The 19,259-nt window shown below is 75.8% G+C and carries 12 protein-coding genes; 11 read left to right on the forward strand and 1 reads right to left on the reverse strand.

Features of this window, described 5'->3' with window-relative positions; all coding sequences use genetic code 11:
* Nucleotides 1-107 precede the first annotated feature (107 nt).
* The 3 genes from ACZ407_RS32625 to ACZ407_RS32635 all read left to right on the forward strand — a co-directional run bounded on the left by ACZ407_RS32625 (nucleotide 108) and on the right by ACZ407_RS32635 (nucleotide 4,866).
* A complete protein-coding gene (locus ACZ407_RS32625) occupies nucleotides 108-2,423 on the forward strand; it encodes a HelD family protein (protein WP_468134732.1) in 2,316 nt (771 codons plus the stop codon).
* A 418-nt stretch (nucleotides 2,424-2,841) separates the two neighbouring features.
* The gene (locus tag ACZ407_RS32630; RefSeq protein ID WP_468134734.1) at nucleotides 2,842-4,275 is read left to right on the forward strand and encodes an NAD-dependent malic enzyme; all 1,434 of its coding nucleotides are present in this window, start codon (nucleotides 2,842-2,844) and stop codon (nucleotides 4,273-4,275) included.
* A 309-nt stretch (nucleotides 4,276-4,584) separates the two neighbouring features.
* Nucleotides 4,585-4,866: an HU family DNA-binding protein gene (locus tag ACZ407_RS32635; protein ID WP_030875040.1), complete on the forward strand. Its 282-nt coding sequence runs from the start codon at nucleotides 4,585-4,587 to the stop codon at nucleotides 4,864-4,866.
* Between the two features lie 127 nt (nucleotides 4,867-4,993).
* Here ACZ407_RS32635 and murA read toward each other — a convergent pair whose 3' ends face one another.
* Nucleotides 4,994-6,334 carry a UDP-N-acetylglucosamine 1-carboxyvinyltransferase gene (gene murA, locus ACZ407_RS32640; protein WP_468134736.1) on the reverse strand — a complete coding sequence of 447 codons (1,341 nt, stop codon included), beginning with the start codon at nucleotides 6,332-6,334 and terminating at the stop codon, nucleotides 4,994-4,996.
* 295 nt (nucleotides 6,335-6,629) lie between these two features.
* Between murA and ACZ407_RS32645 the strand changes: the two genes are divergently transcribed.
* The 8 genes from ACZ407_RS32645 (at nucleotide 6,630) to ACZ407_RS32680 (ending at nucleotide 18,713) form a co-directional block, all read left to right on the forward strand.
* Nucleotides 6,630-7,229: a YqgE/AlgH family protein gene (locus ACZ407_RS32645; RefSeq protein ID WP_468134738.1), complete on the forward strand. Its 600-nt coding sequence runs from the start codon at nucleotides 6,630-6,632 to the stop codon at nucleotides 7,227-7,229.
* 29 nt (nucleotides 7,230-7,258) lie between these two features.
* The gene (locus ACZ407_RS32650) at nucleotides 7,259-7,543 is read left to right on the forward strand and encodes a DUF3039 domain-containing protein (protein WP_468134740.1); all 285 of its coding nucleotides are present in this window, start codon (nucleotides 7,259-7,261) and stop codon (nucleotides 7,541-7,543) included.
* Between the two features lie 129 nt (nucleotides 7,544-7,672).
* Nucleotides 7,673-9,421 carry a beta-N-acetylhexosaminidase gene (locus ACZ407_RS32655; protein ID WP_468134742.1) on the forward strand — a complete coding sequence of 583 codons (1,749 nt, stop codon included), beginning with the start codon at nucleotides 7,673-7,675 and terminating at the stop codon, nucleotides 9,419-9,421.
* Nucleotides 9,422-9,725: 304 nt separating this feature from the next.
* A complete protein-coding gene (locus ACZ407_RS32660; RefSeq protein WP_468134744.1) occupies nucleotides 9,726-10,601 on the forward strand; it encodes an FAD binding domain-containing protein in 876 nt (291 codons plus the stop codon).
* Nucleotides 10,598-14,059 carry a 2Fe-2S iron-sulfur cluster-binding protein gene (locus ACZ407_RS32665; protein ID WP_468134746.1) on the forward strand — a complete coding sequence of 1,154 codons (3,462 nt, stop codon included), beginning with the start codon at nucleotides 10,598-10,600 and terminating at the stop codon, nucleotides 14,057-14,059. Before ACZ407_RS32660 ends, ACZ407_RS32665 begins: the two co-directional genes overlap by 4 nt.
* A complete protein-coding gene (locus ACZ407_RS32670) occupies nucleotides 14,056-16,407 on the forward strand; it encodes a xanthine dehydrogenase family protein molybdopterin-binding subunit (protein WP_468134748.1) in 2,352 nt (783 codons plus the stop codon). Before ACZ407_RS32665 ends, ACZ407_RS32670 begins: the two co-directional genes overlap by 4 nt.
* Before the next feature lie 325 nt (nucleotides 16,408-16,732).
* Nucleotides 16,733-17,158, forward strand: coding sequence for a hypothetical protein (locus ACZ407_RS32675; protein WP_468134750.1), 426 nt, complete (start codon nucleotides 16,733-16,735; stop codon nucleotides 17,156-17,158).
* 34 nt (nucleotides 17,159-17,192) lie between these two features.
* Complete coding sequence (locus ACZ407_RS32680; RefSeq protein ID WP_468134752.1) at nucleotides 17,193-18,713, forward strand: WXG100 family type VII secretion target; 1,521 nt, start codon at nucleotides 17,193-17,195, stop codon at nucleotides 18,711-18,713.
* Nucleotides 18,714-19,259 lie beyond the last annotated feature (546 nt).

The following is a 19,259-nucleotide window of genomic DNA, read 5'->3' on the forward strand; positions in this document are numbered from 1 at the left end:
TACCGGACCGGCCCGGCCCTTCCCGGCGCTCCCGGAACGCACGTGCAGATACGGTCCGCCTTCGCGTACGGTTGACGGTCGCCCACGCACGTCAGAAGGGGGCCCCGGTGGCCGCGCAGGATGCCGTCGATCTCACGGTCGGTACCACGGCAGATTCCGTCCGCGATCGCGAGATCGCGGTCGAGCAGACGCACCTGGACCAGGTGTACCGCCGACTGGAAGAGAAGATCCACGAGGCCGAGTTCCTGATGAACGACGCCGCCCAGCGGGGCCAGGTCGGCACCCCGGGCGCCCTCGCCGAGCGGGACGCCCAGGTGTTCCGCGCGGGCATCCACCTCAACCGCCTCAACAACGAGTTCGAGGACTTCCTCTTCGGCCGCATCGACCTGGTGCTCGGCAAGGACGGGCAGCGCGGCCCCGACGGCGCGTACACCTCCGTCGACCCCGCCGACGACGCGATCCGCCCCGACCTGACGGCCGACGTCGCCGAGACCCTGCACATCGGCCGCATCGGCGTGCTCGACGCCGACTACTCCCCGCTGGTCATCGACTGGCGGGCGCCGGCCGCCGCGCCCTTCTACCGGTCCACCCCGAAGGACCCCGGCCGGGTGATCCGCCGCCGGGTCATCCGCTCCAAGGGCCGCAAGGTCCTCGGCGTCGAGGACGACCTCATGCGCCCCGAGGTCACCGCCTTCCTGGACGGCACCGAACTGCCCGCCATCGGCGACGGCGCCCTCATGGCCGCGCTCGGCCGGGCCCGCACGCACACCATGCGCGACATCGTGTCCTCCATCCAGGCCGAGCAGGACCTCGTCATCCGGGCCCCCGCCGCCTCCGTCGCGGAGGTCTCCGGCGGACCCGGCACCGGCAAGACCGCGGTCGCCCTGCACCGCGCCGCCTACCTGCTCTACCAGGACCGCCGCCGCTACTCCGGCGGCATCCTGATCGTCTCCCCGACCCCGCTGCTCGTCGCGTACACCGAGGGCGTGCTGCCCTCGCTCGGCGAGGAGGGGCAGGTCGCCATCCGGGCCCTCGGCTCGCTGGTCGACGGGGCCGAGGCCACCACGTACGACGAACCCGCCGTGGCCCGGGTCAAGGGCTCCTCGCGCATGCTCAAGGTGCTGCGCAAGGCCGTACGGGGCGCCCTGGAGCTCGGCGGCGCGCCCGAGCGGCTGCGCGTGGTCGCCTTCAACCGGCGCCAGGAGCTGGAGGCCGACGAACTGGAGCGGATCCGGCAGGCGGCCCTCGGCGGCACCGCGCCGGTCAACCTGCTGCGCCCGCGCGCCCGCAAGCTGCTGCTCGACGCCCTGTGGGCGAAGTCCGGCGGGGCCGGCCGGCACAGCGACCCGGAGCTCGCCGCCGAGCTGCGGTCCAGCTTCGACGAGGACGTGTCCACCGAGGACCCGTTCATCGAGTTCCTCGACGCCTGGTGGCCCGAGCTGACCCCGCGCCGGGTGCTGGCCGCCATGGCCGACGAGAAGAAGCTGGGCCGCTGGAGCCGCCGGGTGCTCAACCCCGGCGAGACCCGCCGGCTGGCCCGCTCGCTGCGCCGGGTGGGCCCGGACGGCAACGGCCCGCTGTCCGTCCACGACGTGGCCCTGCTGGACGAGCTCCAGACGCTGCTCGGCGCCCCCGCCCGGCCCAAGCGCAAGCGCGAGCTGGACCCGCTGGACCAGCTCACCGGGCTGGAGGAGCTGATGCCCCAGCGCGAGGAGACCCAGCGCGAGCGGGCGGAGCGGCTGGCGGCCGAGCGGACCGAGTACGCGCACGTGATCGTCGACGAGGCGCAGGACCTGACCCCCATGCAGTGGCGGATGGTCGGCCGCCGCGGCCGGCACGCCACCTGGACCGTGGTGGGCGACCCGGCCCAGTCCTCGTGGACCACCCCCGAGGAGGCGGCGGAGGCCCGCGACGAGGCCCTGGGCACCCGTCCGCGGCGCCGGTTCACGCTGACCGTGAACTACCGCAACCCGGCGGAGATCGCCGAGCTGGCGGCCAGGGTGCTGGCCCTGGCGATGCCGGGGGCGGAGTCCCCGACGGCGGTGCGCTCCACCGGCCTGCGCCCGCGGTTCACCGCCGCCGGCGGGGACCTGGGCGCCTCGGTGCGGGCGGAGACCGCGCGGCTGCTGGAGCAGGTGGACGGCACGGTCGGCGTCGTGGTGGCCATGGACCGCCGCGAGGAGGCCGCCGGCTGGCTGGCGGACCTGGGCGGGCGCGCGGTGGCCCTGGGCAGCCTGGAGGCCAAGGGCCTGGAGTACGACGCCACGGTGGTCGTCTCGCCGGCGGAGATCGCCGAGGAGTCCCCGGCCGGCCTGCGGGTGCTGTACGTGGCCCTGACCCGGGCGACCCAGCAGCTCACGGTGGTCTCGGCGGACCGGGACCGGCCGGACGCGGACGGGGTGCCGGAGCTGCTGCGGGACTGACGGCGGCTCGGGAGGTGCGCCGCGGCTGGGCCGAAGGGCTGGTCGGAGGACCGACAGGCGAGAGGCAGGATCACTTCCGCGGATCCTTTGTTAGCCTTGGTACGGCACCGGCTCGATCCAAGCCCCCGGGCCCAACCTTCGTCGCTTAGAGCGACCACTTGCCGCGAGGCGAGCATGGCGGGTCGGTGTCATGACTTCGGAAGAGGTCCGTGTCCTTCGGGACGCGGACCTCTTCTTTTTTGTTCGGACTTCCTTCTTTTCCGCGATCAAATCTCGTATGGTGGAAGAGTCTTTCCGAAATTTGTAGCTGGTTACCGGCTACCCGCGGGTAGGTGGGACGATCGGACAACACGTCCTGCCGCGCGTGCGCGGCGTCAGGGGGACGTGCGCAGAAGCAAGGGAAATGAGGAACACGGCCATGGCAACGGCGCCCAGCGTCTCGTACTCGATGACGGTCCGCCTGGAGGTGCCCGCGAGCGGAACCGCGGTCTCCCAGCTCACCACCGCCGTGGAGTCCTCCGGTGGTTCGGTCACCGGTCTCGACGTGACCGCCTCCGGTCACGAGAAGCTCCGCATCGACGTCACCATCGCCGCGACCTCCACCGCGCACGCCGACGAGATCGTCGAGCAGCTGCGCGGCATCGAGGGCGTCGTCCTCGGCAAGGTCTCCGACCGCACGTTCCTGATGCACCTCGGCGGCAAGATCGAGATGGCGTCCAAGCACCCCATCCGCAACCGCGACGACCTCTCGATGATCTACACCCCGGGCGTGGCCCGCGTGTGCATGGCGATCGCCGAGAACCCCGAGGACGCCCGCCGCCTCACCATCAAGCGCAACTCCGTCGCAGTCGTGACGGACGGCTCGGCCGTCCTGGGCCTGGGCAACATCGGCCCCAAGGCCGCCCTGCCCGTCATGGAGGGCAAGGCGGCCCTCTTCAAGCGGTTCGCGGGCATCGACGCGTGGCCGATCTGCCTCGACACCCAGGACACCGACAAAATCGTCGAGATCGTCCGCGCCATCGCCCCGGGCTTCGCCGGCATCAACCTGGAGGACATCTCCGCGCCGCGCTGCTTCGAGATCGAGGCCCGCCTGCGCGAGGCCCTCGACATCCCCGTCTTCCACGACGACCAGCACGGCACCGCCATCGTGGTCCTGGCCGCCCTCACCAACGCCCTGCGCGTGGTGGGCAAGGGGATCGGCGACGTCAAGGTGGTCATGTCGGGCGCCGGCGCCGCCGGCACCGCGATCCTCAAGCTGCTCATCGCGGCGGGTGTGAAGCACATCGTCAGCGCCGACATCCACGGGGTCGTGCACGCGGACCGCGCCGACCTCGTCGACGCCGCCCCCGAGTCCCCGCTGCGCTGGATCGCCGACAACACCAACCCCGAGGGCTACACCGGCACCCTCAAGGAGGCCGTGGTCGGCGCCGACGTCTTCATCGGCGTCTCCGCCCCCAACGTCCTGAACGGCGAGGACGTCGCGGCCATGGCCGACGGCGCCATCGTCTTCGCGCTCGCGAACCCGGACCCCGAGGTGGACCCGGCCGTGGCCCGCGAGACCGCCGCCGTCGTCGCCACCGGCCGCTCCGACTTCCCGAACCAGATCAACAACGTCCTGGTCTTCCCGGGCGTGTTCCGCGGCCTCCTGGACGCCCAGTCCCGGACCGTGAACACGGACATGATGCTGGCCGCGGCCAGCGCCCTCGCGGACGTGGTCTCCGGGGACGAGCTCAACCCGAACTACATCATCCCCTCGGTGTTCAACGACAAGGTCGCCGGAGCGGTCGCGGGCGCCGTCCGCGCCGCCGCCAAGGCTGCCGGAGCCGTTGTGACGGGCCCCACGTCGATCTGACGTACGGCGCGTCGCGGGATGCGGGCCGTGCAGACCGCCTCTAGGGTTGCGGGGATGCCCGCGAGGTCTGCGGTCCGCATCCCCGGGTTCCCACAGATGCGGACGGAGTGTCACCGCGGCGTGACGGTGGCGCTTTTCGTGTGACCCTGGCGGGTGCCGGATTGGCTTTCCCGCCGCTGGTGGGGGCAGGATGCGTAACCGGGCGCGAGGGTCTGACGTTCAGACCCGGGTCCGGGGACTGTCCGAGGACCCTGGCAGCATCGGCTTCGATCTCACGCCTCATAGGCAAGTTGAACACGGGAGTACAACATGAACCGCAGTGAGCTGGTGGCCGCTCTGTCCGAGCGCGCCGAGGTGACCCGCAAGGACGCCGACGCCGTTCTGGCCGCCCTCGCCGAGACCATCGGCGAGGTCGTCGCCAAGGGCGACGAGAAGGTCACCATCCCCGGCTTCCTGACCTTCGAGCGCACCCACCGTGCCGCTCGCACCGCGCGTAACCCGCAGACCGGCGACCCCATCCAGATCCCGGCCGGCTACAGCGTGAAGGTCTCCGCGGGCTCCAAGCTCAAGGAAGCCGCCAAGGGCAAGTGAGTCCTTGGTACGGCTTGCAGGCCTCTGGCGTGTAAGTAGTACGCAGTACGCCGAAGGGCGGCCACCCGGACCGGGTGGCCGCCCTTTCGGCTCGGTGCCCCTGGCGGGGCGTCAGGCGGGCGGAGCGTCAGACGAGGTCCCCGCCGGGCAGTTCGACCTTCGCGCCCAGCTCCACGAGCTTCTCCATGAAGTTCTCGTAGCCGCGGTTGATCAGGTCGATGCCGTGGACCCGCGAGGTGCCCTCGGCCGCCAGCGCCGCGATCAGGTACGAGAAGCCGCCGCGGAGGTCGGGGATGACCAGGTCGGCGCCCTGGAGCTTGGTGGGGCCGGAGACGACCGCCGAGTGCAGGAAGTTGCGCTGGCCAAAGCGGCAGGCGGAGCCGCCCAGGCACTCGCGGTAGAGCTGGATGTGCGCGCCCATCTGGTTGAGCGCGGAGGTGAAGCCCAGCCGGGACTCGTAGACCGTCTCGTGGACGATGGAGAGCCCGGAGGCCTGGGTCAGGGCCACCACCAGCGGCTGCTGCCAGTCGGTCTGGAAACCGGGGTGGACGTCCGTCTCCAGGGCGATCGCGTTGAGCGGGCCGCCCGGGTGCCAGAAGCGGATGCCGTCGTCGTCGATCTCGAAGGCGCCGCCGACCTTCCGGTACGTGTTCAGGAAGGTCATCATCGAGCGCTGCTGGGCGCCGCGCACGTAGATGTTGCCGCCGGTCGCCAGGGCCGCGGAAGCCCACGAGGCGGCCTCCAGGCGGTCCGGGAGCGCCTTGTGGTTGTAGCCGCCCAGGCTGTCCACACCGGTAATGCGGATGGTCCGGTCGGTGTCCATGGAGATGATGGCGCCCATCTTCTGCAGGACGCAGATGAGGTCCTCGATCTCCGGCTCGACCGCGGCGTTCGACAGCTCGGTGACGCCCTCGGCCAGGACGGCCGTCAGCAGCACCTGCTCGGTCGAGCCCACGGACGGGTACGGCAGGCGGATCTTGCATCCGCGAAGGCGCTGCGGGGCCTCCAGGTACTGGCCGCCCTCGCGCTTCTCGATGGTCGCGCCGAACTGGCGGAGCACGTCGAAGTGGAAGTCGATCGGCCGGCCGCCGATGTCGCAGCCGCCGAGGCCCGGGATGAAGGCGTGGCCCAGCCGGTGCAGCAGCGGGCCGCAGAAGAGGATCGGGATCCGGGAGGAGCCCGCGTGCGCGTCGATGTCCGCGACATTGGCGCTCTCGACGTGGGTCGGGTCGAGCACCAGCTCGCCCGGCTCGTCACCGGGGCGGACCGTCACCCCGTGGAGCTGCAGCAGACCGCGGACGACGCGCACGTCACGGATGTCGGGAACGTTGCGCAGGCGGCTGGGACCGCTGCCGAGCAGCGCGGCGACCATGGCCTTGGGCACGAGGTTCTTCGCGCCGCGGACCCGGATCTCGCCCTCCAGCGGGGTACCGCCGTGGACAAGCAGGACATCGTCTGTGCCGGTCATGAATCTCGCGTTCCGGAGTCGGGGTCCCCCCGGTGGACCAGGGGGCGGGCAGGTGGCCAGAGAAAAGGGTAAGGGCCAGAGGCCCCGTCTTCGTAAGGCTCACGGGGCTACGGGAACGTCATGGATTTGCCACAGCACCCTGTGTGCAGGAGGGGTAGCGGAGGGTTGAACTCCGCCTGGCGCCCCCGGCCGGGGGCCCGCGCGCTCCTCGCTGCTGCCGTGCGCCCTGAGCTGCACACGATCACGGACCGCCGCCCGCTCCCCCCGGAGGGCGAATATGCGGGATCATGTCGGCATGACCGAGGTGTCCTCGCTCACAGGGCGACTGCTCGTGGCCACCCCCGCGCTCGCGGACCCGAATTTCGACCGCGCGGTGGTGCTCCTGCTCGACCACGACGAGGCGGGTTCGCTCGGCGTGGTCCTCAACCGGCCCACGCCGGTGGGGGTCGGGGACATCCTGGCCTCCTGGGCCCCGCTGGCCGGCGAGCCGGGCGTGGTCTTCCAAGGCGGCCCCGTCTCCCTCGACTCGGCCCTCGGGATCGCGGTGGTCCCCGGCGAGGACGGCCCCGCCCCGAACTCCCGGCTCCGCTCGGGCGGCGGGGACCCCGTCGGCTGGCGCCGGGTGTACGGGGCGATCGGCCTGGTGGACCTGGAGGCCCCGCCCGAGCTGCTGGCCAGCGCCCTCGGCTCGCTGCGGATCTTCGCCGGTTACGCCGGCTGGGGGCCGGGGCAGCTGGAGGAGGAACTCGGCGACGGGGCCTGGTACGTGGTCGAGTCCGAGCCCGGGGACGTCTCCTCGCCGGACCCCGAGGGGCTCTGGCGGTCCGTGCTGCGCAGGCAGCGGAGCGAGCTGGCGATGGTCGCCACCTATCCGGACGACCCGTCGCTCAACTGAGCGCCGCCGGGCCCAGTACCCTGGCAGGCATGAGCACTCTTGAGCCCGAGCGCGGGACTGGCACCGGGACCCTCGTTGAGCCGACGCCGCAGCTGTCCCACGGCGATGGCGACCACGAGCGCTTCGCGCACTACGTCCAGAAGGACAAGATCATGGCGAGCGCCCTCGACGGCACCCCCGTCGTCGCGCTCTGCGGCAAGGTGTGGGTGCCGGGCCGCGACCCGAAGAAGTACCCCGTCTGCCCCATGTGCAAGGAGATCTACGAGTCCATGGGACCGGGCGGCGACAAGGACAAGGGCGGCAAGGACAAGTAGGTCCGGCGGTCCGGAACTCCGGCGGTGCGGTGATCCGGCCGCCGGGTGCTCCGGCTGCGGCCGTGCGGGAGGCCCCCGGGGTGTGGAAACACGCCCCGGGGGCCTTCGTCGTCCCGTAGGGTCGCGCCCATGAGCGCTCTGCGAAACAGTCGTTGCACAGGACGCAACGAGGATCCCGTACCCGCCGCCGGACCCGCCCCCGCCGCGCCGGCGCCCGCCGCGGGCCCCGTGCCCGCGCTGATCCCCGCCCCCCTCGCCGTCGAGCCGCGCGAGGGCGTGCCCCCGTACGAGCTCACCCCCGCCACCACCCTCGCCGCCGGCCCGGGGGCCGAGGGCGCCGCCGGCTGGCTGCGGCGGGAGCTCGGCGCCGCCACCGGACTGCCGCTGCTGCCGCCCCCGGGTCCGGCCGGGGAGGAACCCGCCGGGGTGCGCCTCGCGCTCGACGGGGACCTCGCGCAGGTGCTGGGCCCCGAGGGCTACCGGCTCACCACCGGCCCCGAGGGAGTGGAGCTCCTCGCCGGGGGGCCCGCGGGGGCCTTCTGGGGCGCCCAGACCCTCCGTCAGCTGCTCGGCCCGGACGCGTACCGCCGCGCCCCGCTGCCCGGCCGCACCCGGCGGCTGCCCGCCGTGCGGATCGAGGACCGGCCGCGGTTCGGCTGGCGCGGCATGCTGCTCGACGTGGCCCGGCACTTCATGCCCAAGGACGGGGTGCTGCGGTACGTCGACCTGCTCGCGGCGCACAAGCTCAACGTCCTGCACCTGCACCTGACCGACGATCAGGGCTGGCGCGTGGAGATCCGCCGGTACCCGCGGCTGACCGGTGTGGGTGCCTGGCGCCCGCGCACTCGCCGGGGCCACCGCGCCTCCCCGCTGTGGAACGACACCCCGCACGGCGGCTTCTACACCCAGGACGACATCCGCGAGATCGTCGCGTACGCCGCCGAGCGGCACGTCCGCGTGGTCCCCGAGATCGACGTGCCGGGGCACTCGCAGGCCGCCATCGCCGCGTACCCGTTCCTCGGGAACACGGACGTGACCGACACCTCGGAGCTTCGGGTGTGGGACGACTGGGGCGTCAGCCCGCACGTGCTCGCGCCCACCGAGGAGGTGCTGCGCTTCTACGAGGGCGTCTTCGAGGAGCTCCTGGAGCTGTTTCCGGCCGAGGTCTCGCCCTTCGTGCACATCGGCGGCGACGAGTGCCCCAAGGACCAGTGGCGGGCCTCCGCGGCCGCGCAGGCCCGGATCCGCGAACTGGGCGTGGCCGGCGAGGACGGGCTCCAGTCCTGGTTCATCCGGCACTTCGACGGCTGGCTCGCCGCCCGCGGCCGCCGGCTGATCGGCTGGGACGAGATCCTGGAGGGCGGACTCGCCCCCGGGGCGGCGGTGTCCTCGTGGCGCGGCTACGCGGGCGGGATCGCCGCGGCCGGGGCCGGGCACGACGTGGTGATGTGCCCCGAGCAGCACGTGTACCTGGACCACCGTCAAAGCGGAAGCCCGGACGAGCCGATGCCCATCGGCTACGTGCGCACCCTGGAGGACGTCTACCGGTTCGAGCCCGTACCGCCCGCGCTGACCGGCGCGGCCGCCGCGCACGTGCTCGGGGCGCAGGCCAACGTGTGGACCGAGGTGATGGAGGACCAGAGCCGGGTGGACTACCAGGTGTTCCCGCGGCTGGCCGCCTTCGCCGAGGTGGTGTGGTCCCGGCTGCCGGAGCCCGCCGGCCGCGACTGGCCGGGCTTCGAGGCCCGCATGACGGCCCATTACGCCCGGCTCGACGCCCTGGGGGTGGACTACCGGCCGCCCGGCGGGCCGCTGCCCCGGCAGCAGCGCCCCGGGGTGCTGGGGCGGCCGCTGGAGGGGGCGCCCCCGGAGGCCTGAGGGGTGCGGGTGCGGTGCGGGGCGTACGGGTGCGCGAGGGGCGCGAAGCGGCCGCCGAGGCGGAAGCGAACAATCCGTATCACCCGCCCCAACTCCCGTGAAAGCCGCCGAAGAGCGGGAAGCGGAACTCTCCAGAGGATCGGAAGAAAACGGACCAATCGTGGTGTCGGGGGCGAACTGCCCCCGGTGCCCCCTCGCGTCGCACGGCGCGGAAGATGTGCCAGAGTTGCCACGTCCCGGCGGTGAGCACGTACCGTACGGCGGACAGGCGTGAGCGCCGGGACATCGGGAAGGGGCAGCTGGGTTGACCACGCACGCACCGCAGGCGACGCAGTCCGTGACGCTGCCGGCCTCGCTCGACGAGGCCGTGGCGGCGCTCGCCGCCATGCCCGCCGCCGTGCCGGTCGCCGGCGGCACCGACCTCATGGCGGCCGTCAACTCCGGACTGCTGCGGCCCGCCGGACTCGTCGGCCTCGGCCGGATCAGCGAGATCCGCGGCTGGCAGTACCAGGACGGCCACGCACTGCTCGGCGCCGGGCTCACGCACGCCCGGATGGGCCGGCCCGACTTCGCGGCCCTCATCCCGGCCCTGGCCGCCGCGGCCCGCGCCGCCGGGCCCCCGCAGATCCGCAACGCCGGCACCCTCGGCGGCAACATCGCCACCGCCGCGCCCGCCGGGGACACCCTGCCCGTGCTGGCCGCCCTGGAGGCCGTGCTCGTCATCGTGGGCCCCGGCGGCTCCCGCCGCGAGATCCCCGTCTCCCACCTGCTCGCGGGCCGCGAGATGCTCCGGCCCGGCGAGCTGATCGGCTTCGTCCGGGTGCCGCTGCTGCACGCCCCCCAGGTGTTCCTGAAGGCCACCGGCCGCACCGGACCCGGGCGCGCCACCGCCTCCGTGGGCCTCGTCCTCGACCCGGCCCGCCGCGGGGTGCGCTGCGCCGTCGGCGCGGTGGCCCCGATGCCGCTGCGGCCCCTGGAGGCCGAGCAGTGGGTGGCCTCGCTCATCGACTGGGACGGCGAGCGGAGCCTGGCGCCCGAGGCGCTGGAGGCCTTCGGCGACTACGTGGCGATGGCCTGCGTACCGGATCAGGGGGATCCGGTACCGCCGGCGGTACTGCAGCTGCGGCGGACCGTGGCCGTGCTGGCCCGGCGAGCTCTGGGAAGGGCCCTGACCTCATGAGTGGCAACGAGAACACGCACGACCCGGCACAGGCCGCTCCCGGATGGGGCTGGGAGCCGGTGCCGCACGGCGGCGAGTACGACTCCGACGCGACGGCCTTCGTGAAGCTGCCGCCGGACATGCTCACCGGCACCGGCACGGGCGAGCCGCTGGCCGCGCCCGGGCACGGCTACGTGCCGCCCGTGATCGTCCCGGTCACCTCCGCGGCGAGCACCGACCCCGCGGCCACCGGCACGTGGATCATCCCGGCCGGCGACCCCGTGCAGTGGCCCGCGCCCGCGGGCACCGGAGCCGGTACGGGGGCCCCGGCGGAGGGCGCCGAGCCCGACCCGGCCGCCACCGCGGAGTGGCACTTCGCAGAGGCGGTGCCGGGCGGCCACGGGGCGGACGGGGGCCACGGCGGGGTGCCGGGCCACGCGGTGCAGGACCACGCCCTGACGGGTGAATGGGCGGTTCCGGTTGCTGAGGGCGACCTTCCGGAGGAATCCGGGGAGTACGCACGCACCGCGCTGCGCCCGGAGTGGGCCCACCAGGCCCCGGCCACCCTGCCCGGCGGGGCCCCGGCCCCGTGGGCGGAGGCGCTCGCGGCCGAGGCGGCCCGGGAGGACGCGGCCGCAGCCGCCCCGGCCGCCGATGCGGCGGCGGAGGAGCGGGCGGGCGGTGCAGCCGCCGGCGCGGTCGGCGGTCCCGTCGCGGATCTCGCGGCCGACGGGGAGGCCGGGCAGCAGGACGCGCTCGGGCACCCCGCCCCCCAGGAGTTCGACGGCGTACGCGGCTACGTGGCGCCGCCCGCCGACTACACCGGCACCGCCTTCCGGCCGCCGGTCTCCGAGCCGGCCCAGGACCCGGCCGGGGCCGCGGCTCAGGCCCCGGCTCAGGCCCCGGCCGAAGAGGCCTACCTGACCGGCAGTTTCACCAACCTGGCCGCCGAGGCCCTCGGCACCGGCCACACCCCCGCCGGGGACACCGGCCTGCCGCCCGGCGCCGACCCGGCGTCCGGCCACCCGGCCGGGTACGCCTCGTACCCGGCCCCGTCCTACCCGGCGGACGCCCCGTACGCGGGCTACCCGGCACCGGACCCGTACGCCGAGCCCGGCTACGGGCCGGGCAGCACGCTGGGCCGCGGCTTCGACGCGGGCGCGGCGTCCGGTGGGCCGGGGTACGCGGCCGGGGGAGCGGCTGCCGAGGGCTCCGCGCTCTTCGGCGGCGCGGCTGCTCCGGCTCCGGGGGCGGGGTCCGCTGCGGACGGGCACGCGCGCGCCGGTGACCTGCCGGGGCTGCACGCCGCTGCGGACGGCGGGCTCTCCGGGGCGGGGGCCGGAGCCGGTGCGTACGGATCGGGGTCGGGGCACGCAGCCGCCGGAGCTCCGGGCCGGAACGTGAACGACGGCGCCGGGGCCGACCGCCCGGGTGCCGTGGACGCCGCGACCGGGCCTTTCCCGGACGGGCTCACCCCCTTCGACGCCTTCGGCAGCGGCACGCCGACGACCGCCCCGCAGCCGGGGGCCGCGGCCGCGGGCAGCCCCGCGGACGCCGGCGCGGCCGATGCCCAGGCCCACGGCGCGTTCGCGGGTGCGGGACCGACCGGCCTGGCCTCTGCGGGTGGGGCCGCTGCCCACGAGGGCTACGCGGGTACCGCACCGGATGCGGGTTCCGCGGCGGGTGCGGGTTCCGCGGCGGGTGCCGGTCCGGCCGGCGTCCCCGGCACGGCCCCCGGTCTCCACGGACAGGGTCCGGCCGACGGGTCCGGCCCGTCGGGGACGGCCGCCGACGGCCGGGAAGCGCCGAGCGGCGCGCCCGCCGGGGCGGCTGCCGCGGGCATCGTGCCGGGCGGCCGTGCGGCGGGACCCGGCGCGGGCCCGGCCACCGGCACCGGCCCGGGCGTGGCCGGCGGAACCCCCGGCCACGGGGCGGACCTCTTCGCGGAGCCGCACCCGGCGGCCGCCGCGACCGCGTTCGGCGACGCGCCCGCGGACCGCTCGGCGACTGCCGACGGCCGGGCGCAGTCCGCTGCCGATCGGCCCGCGGACCCGGCCGGAGCTGCCGGCCCCGCCGGCCACGGGCCGGACTCCTTCGCGGGCGCGCCCACGGGCCCCGCCGGGGCCCACGGCCACGGCACGGACCGCTTCGACGACAACGCCGCCGGGTCTCCCGGGCCCGGCGGCCACGAGCAGGACTCCTTTGGGGGCAGCTCGGGTGCTGCGGGGGCCGCAGGTCTCGGTTCGGAGGCGTTCGCCGAGGCGCATCCGGGCGGTGCGCGGGCTGCGGGGCACGGAGCGGAGGGCTTCGACGGCGGGCCTGCCGGGGCCACCGGCCCCGGGCCGGAGTCCGCGGACCGGGCGCCCGCAGGCGCGGCCGGGCACGGCCTGGCCACCCCCGCAGACCCTGCGGGGGTGGCCGGACCCGGCGCGGACTCGTCCGCCGACGGGCATCCGGGGGCTGCCGGGCACGGTCCGGAGTCGGCCGCCGGGGCCTCCGGTGCCGACCTGGCCGGGGCGGATCCCTTTGCCGGAGCGCCCGCGGATGCCGCCGCCGAAGCCGGTCGCGGCGCGGAGCCCTTCGCGGACGCGTCCGGCGGGGCCGGGCAGGTTCCGGGCGGTGCGGCCGACGGCGCGGCGACGGCGGACGGGACCGGGGCGGATGCCGCGGCTTCCGGGCCGGGTGCCGAGGCGGACCGTGCGGACGGCGACCGAGCCCTCGGAGCCGAAGCCGAAGCCGAAGCCGAAGCCGCGGACGGGGCCGGGCACCTCGCCGGCCCGGCGGCCGGGGAGGCCGCCGCGCACCCGGCCGACCCGCACGAGGAACACCCGTACGCCTCCTACGTGTTGCGCGTGAACGGTGCCGACCGGCCCGTCACCGGGGCCTGGATCGGCGAGTCGCTGCTCTACGTGCTGCGCGAGCGGCTCGGGCTGGCCGGGGCCAAGGACGGCTGCTCGCAGGGCGAGTGCGGGGCCTGCGCCGTGCAGGTGGACGGCCGGCTCGTCGCCTCCTGCCTGGTGCCGGCCGCGACCGCGGCCGGCAGCGAGGTCCGTACCGTCGAGGGCCTGGCCACCGACGGGGAACTCTCCGACGTGCAGCAGGCGTTGTGCCGTTCGGGAGCCGTGCAGTGCGGGTTCTGCGTGCCCGGCATGGCGATGACCATCCACGACCTGCTGGAGGGCAACCACGCCCCCAGCGAGCTGGAGACCCGCCAGGCGCTCTGCGGCAACCTCTGCCGCTGCTCCGGCTACCGCGGCGTCCTGGAGGCCGTCCGCGAGGTGGTCGCCGAGCGCGAGGCCGCGAGCGCCGCCGACCATCCCGACGGCACCCCCGCCCACGGCACCCCCGCCCACGGCACCCCCGCCCACGGCACCGCCACCGGCCCCGAGGTCCGGGTCCCGCACCAGGCACCGCCCGGCGCCGGCGGCGTACAGCACCACCCCGAGCACCACCACGGAGGCATGGGAGGCATGGCGTGAGCAACGACGCGGCCACCGCGATCCCCGACGCGATCGCGACCGCGACGGCCCTCGCAGCGGCGGCGGCCGGTGCGCAGCCGGACGCGGAAGCCGCCGAGCCCCGCGGCATCGGCGCCTCCGTCATGCCCGCCGACACCCGCGCCAAGACCGAGGGGACGTTCCCGTACGCGGCCGACCTGTGGGCCGAGGGGCTGCTCTGGGCCGCCGTGCTCCGCTCCCCGCACGCGCACGCCCGCATCCTGTCCGTGGACACGTCCGGTGCCGCCGCCATGCCCGGCGTCCGGGCCGTGGTCACCCACGCCGACGTGCCCGGCGCGCCCACCCACGGGCGCCGGATCGCCGACCGGCCGGTCTTCGCCCACGACGTCGTGCGCCACCACGGCGAGCCGATCGCCGCCGTCGCCGCCGACCACCCCGACACGGCCCGGCTCGCCGCCGCCGCGATCACGGTGGAGTACGAGCTCCTCGACGCCGTCACCGACCCCGAACAGGCCTTCGGCGCCCCGCCGTTGCACCCCGACGGCAACCTGATCCGGCACATCCCGCTCAGCTACGGCGACGCCGAGGCGACCGGCGAGGTCGTGGTCGAGGGCCTCTACCGGATCGGCCGCCAGGACCCGGCCCCCATCGGCGCCGAGGCCGGCCTCGCCGTGCCCCGCCCCGACGGCGGGGTGGAGCTCTACACGGCCTCCACCGACCCGCACGCCGACCGCGACCTGGCCGCCGCCTGCTTCGGCCTCGAACCCGACCGGGTCAAGGTCGTCGTCACCGGCGTGCCCGGCGCCACGGGCGACCGCGAGGACCCCGGCTTCCAGCTGCCCCTGGGCCTGCTCGCGCTGCGCACCGGCTGCCCCGTCAAACTCGCCGCGACCCGCGAGGAGTCCTTCCTCGGCCACGCCCACCGGCACCCCACCCTGCTGCGCTACCGCCACCACGCGGACGCCGAGGGGCGGCTGGTGAAGGTCGAGGCCCAGATCCTGATGGACGCGGGCGCCTACGCCGACTCCTCCGCCGAGTCGCTGGCCGCCGCCGTGGCCTTCGCCTGCGGTCCGTACGTCGTCCCGCACGCCTTCGTCGAGGGCTGGGCGGTCCGTACGAACAACCCGCCCTCCGGGCACGTCCGCGGCGAGGGCGCGATGCAGGTCTGCGCCGCGTACGAAGGGCAGATGGACAAGCTCGCCGCCAAACTCGGCATCGACGGAGCCGAGTTGAGGATGCGCAACGTGCTCGCCACCGGCGACCTGCTGCCCACCGGCCAGACCGTCACCTGCCCGGCGCCGGTGGCCGAACTCCTGCGCGCGGTCCGCGACTTCGAACTCCCGGCCCTGCCCAAGGACAGCCCCGAGGAGGACTGGCTGCTGCCCGGCGGCCCGGAGGGCGCGGGCGAGCCCGGTGCGATCCGGCGCGGGGTCGGCTACGGCCTCGGCATGGTCCACATGCTCGGCGCCGAGGGCGCCGACGAGGTCTCCACCGCCACCGTCAAGGTGCACGACGGCGTCGCCACCGTCATCTGCGCGGCCGTCGAGACCGGCCAGGGCTTCGCCACCCTCGCCCGCCAGATCGTCCAGGAGGTCCTGGGCGTGGACGAGGTCGCGGTGGCCCCCGTGGACACCGACCAGCCACCCGCCGGACCGGCCGCGCACGGCCGCCACACGTGGGTCTCGGGCGGGGCCGTCGAACGCGCCGCCAAGATGGTCCGCACCCAGCTGCTCCAGCCGATGGCGCACAAGCTCGGGATGTCCACGGAGCTGCTCCAGGTCGCCGACGGCAAGATCACCTCGTACGACGGGGCCTTCACGACCACCGTGGCCGAGGCCATGGCCGGCAAGGAGCTGTGGGCCACGGCCCAGTGCCGCCCGCACCCGACCGAGCCCCTCGACGCCTCCGGGCAGGGCGACGCCTTCGTGGGCCTCGCCTTCTGCGCGATCCGCGCGGTGGTGGACGTGGACATCGAGCTGGGCTCCGTACGGGTCGTGGAACTCGCGGTGGCCCAGGACGTCGGCCGCGTCCTCAACCCGCGGCAGCTCGCGGCGCGGATCGAGGCCGGGGTCACGCAGGGCGTGGGCGCCGCGCTCACCGAGAACCTGCGCACGGCCGGGGGCCTGGTCCGGCACCCGGACCTGACCGGCTACGCCCTGCCGACCGCGCTGGACGCGCCGGACATCCGGATCGTCAAGCTGGTCGAGGAACGCGACGTGGTGGCCCCCTTCGGCGCGAAGGCGGCGAGCGCGGTCCCGGTGGTCACGGCCCCGGCAGCCATCGCCTCGGCCGTCCGCGCCGCCACCGGCCGCCCGGTGAACAGGCTCCCGATCCGCCCCTCGGCAGCCGTGGTGACGACCCAGGGCTGAGGCGGGGGCGGCAGGCGTGGCGGTGGGCGCGGTGCCGACGGGAGCTGTGGCGGTGGGCGCGGGCATTGTGGCGGTGGACGCGGGCGCTGTGGCGAGCGGCGCTGTGGCGCGCTTAGGGGCGCATGTCGTGGCCGGGGCGGTGGGTCCTGCCGGGCCGCCGGGGAGTGCAGGACGGGTTGTGTCTGCCGGGTTGGCAGGGCCTCTGGGACCGCCGGGAGTCGTGGGCCCGGCAAGCGCGGCGGGGGCTGTTGATGCGGCAGGGCCTGCGGCTCCCCAGGGGCCCGCGGGCGCCAGGCCGCCGGGCCTGTCGGTCGAGGCCGCGAGCATGACGGCGTACCGGCGCCGACTCGGCGCCCTCCTGGACACCCTGGAGGCCTCCCCGGCGGCCCCGACCCGCCTCCGCGACACCGCCGCCCTGCCCCCCGGCAGCCTGGGCACGGGATTCCCGGAAGCGGACCGTCTGATGCGCGCGTACACCCGCTCCCACGCCGAACTTGCCGCCCTGGCCGCCTCTCTGGCCGCCCACCTGGAAGCCCTGTCCCTCGCACTGGCCGCGGCTCGCGACGGCTACGAGGACACGGACGCGCAGGCCCGTGCCCGACTGCGCGGCGCGGCCACGGACGCGGAGGCAGCCGCGGCGCACCGGGCCTGGCCCGGCCGGACCCCCTGCGGCCGGAATGCGCACGGTCCGGACCCGAACCAGGAAGGCGGGGGGCACGCGCAGTGGTGGGGGACCGGGGACTCGGAATGAGCGCGATCACCAGGGAGTGCGGAGGAGGGCCCGGGTGAGCGCGGGGGCTGCGGACTTCGAGGGCCGCGGGCACGGGGAGTTGCTCGGGATGGTCGGTTCGGCCGACGCGGAGGCGGTCGCGGCCTGTGCCGCACAGCTGGCCGGGGCCGCGGACGCGGTCCAGGAGATCGGTGAGGTGCTGAAACGCCTCCGGGTGCCGGGCTGGGAGGGCGAGGCGGCCGACGCGTACGAGGAGCAGGTGCACCGCATGGCCGTCACCGCCCTGACCCTGGCCGACTTCAGCCGTACGACCGGCGACTGGCTGCGGCACGCGGCCCAGACCCTCGCGGAAGTACGGGCGGCCATGCCGCCGTACGGGGCGGGGGCGGAAGCCGGCGGGGTGGGGAGGCGGCCGGGCGTGGGCGAGGCGGCCTCGGGGCCGGGCGGGCCCGCGGCGGCGAGCGGGTGGGGTTCCGGGGCGGCGGCCTCGCGGCCGGGTCCGGGCGGGGGTTCCTGGACGGCGGGCACCTGGCCGGGGGTGGGCGCCGGAGGGGCCGTGCCGAGTGCCCCCGGCGCCTCGCAGGTCGCGGCGGCGCTGGCCGAGGGCCATGCCGAGGCCGTCCGGCAGATGACCAAACTCGCCCAGTCCTACGCCCTGTCGGCGTCCCGGCTGGACATCGCACACGCGCAGGCGCCGGTGCTTCCGCCGCCGGGAGCCGAGGCGCCGCAGGGCACGCGGGGTGCGGGCGGACGCCGGGCCGAGGGAGCGGACGGCACCCCAGCCTGCGCGACGGCTCCGCTGATGGTTCCGCTGACGGCGACGGCGACGGCGACGGCGACGGCGACGGCGACGGGGCTGGGGCTGGCTGCGGGGCCGGGGCCGGGGCCGGGGCCGGCGACGGGGGCGGGGCCCGGGGCGGGAACGGGGGCGGAGCCGTCCGCCCCGCCGCGGCCGCTCGGAGCGGACGGGCCCGCGTACGGCTCCGCGGACGCGGACGTGGCGATGCTCCTCTCCGGAACCGGGACCCCGTCAGCCGTCACGGGGGCGTCTCCCGCCGTGCCGGGGCCGCACCATCCGCCCGCGGCAACTCCCGCCGCGCCAGACGCCCTTGGCGACCAGCCGCCCTCGCTCGCCCTCGGCCCGGCGTACCCGGCCGTCGCGCCGCCGGTTCCGCCGCATCCGGCCGCGACCGGCGCCCTGCGCGGCAGCGCGAGCGGCCCGGCCACCGCCGCCGGCACCCAGTCCTCGCCGCCCCGCGACCCGGGCATCATCGGCGGCCGCCCGGTCCCCGCGCTGCGCGGCGCTCTTCCCCGCGGCCTGGTCATCGGCGCCGAGACGGCCGCGGACCTCGGCGGCACCACGGGCACGGCCCCCGCCACCACCGAACCCCCGCCCCTCCCGCCGGGTCAGCCCGGCTACCCACCTGCGGTGCCCGGCACCGGCGTCATGGGAGGCATGGCAACCACGGGCGTCACCGGCGCGCCGCCCCGCGGCCCCCACCCGCCCCGCCGCCCCACGGAGGACCCGACCCCCTGGCAGTCACCCCGCCGCCTCGTCCCACCGGTGATCGACTGACCCCGCCCTCCCGGAGCCCCCGCCCTCCCGGAGCCGCCGCCCTCCCGGAGCCGCCGCCCTCCCGGAGCCGCCGCCCTCCCGCCCGCACCGGCCACCCCTTGCCGTCCCCTCTTGCCCCGACAGCCGTCGCGCCCCGTCCCAGCCCGGCCAGGGGACTTCCGGCGGAGTCGGGGGGTTGAGGTGCGGGCTTCCGGCCGTGCGAGCCCGCAGGCCGCGCCCACCGACGGCCGGGCCGCCTCCGGTTGTCCCGCCGCCTACGGAGCCTCCACCGGGCCGTCCGCGGGCGGACGGCAACCGGCTTCCCGGCCGGGCTTCTAGGTGGCGCCCCGTATCGGTTCGGCTTGGTCCGGCGCCGGCGCCACGCCCTCAGCCCGTGCAGGGGGCACTCCGGCGCAAGTGGGGGAGGCAGGGGCGGCTGAGGAGACAGGGGTTCGGGGGCGGGTGCCGTGTCCGGGGGGGGTGTCTCTATGTCCTTCGTCAAGGGCGTGGTGCCTGGTATGCGGGTGTTTGGGGTGGTCATGCGGCGAGAGTGACGGCGGGGGTCCG

Source organism: Streptomyces sp. NPDC030809 (assembly GCF_055572195.1).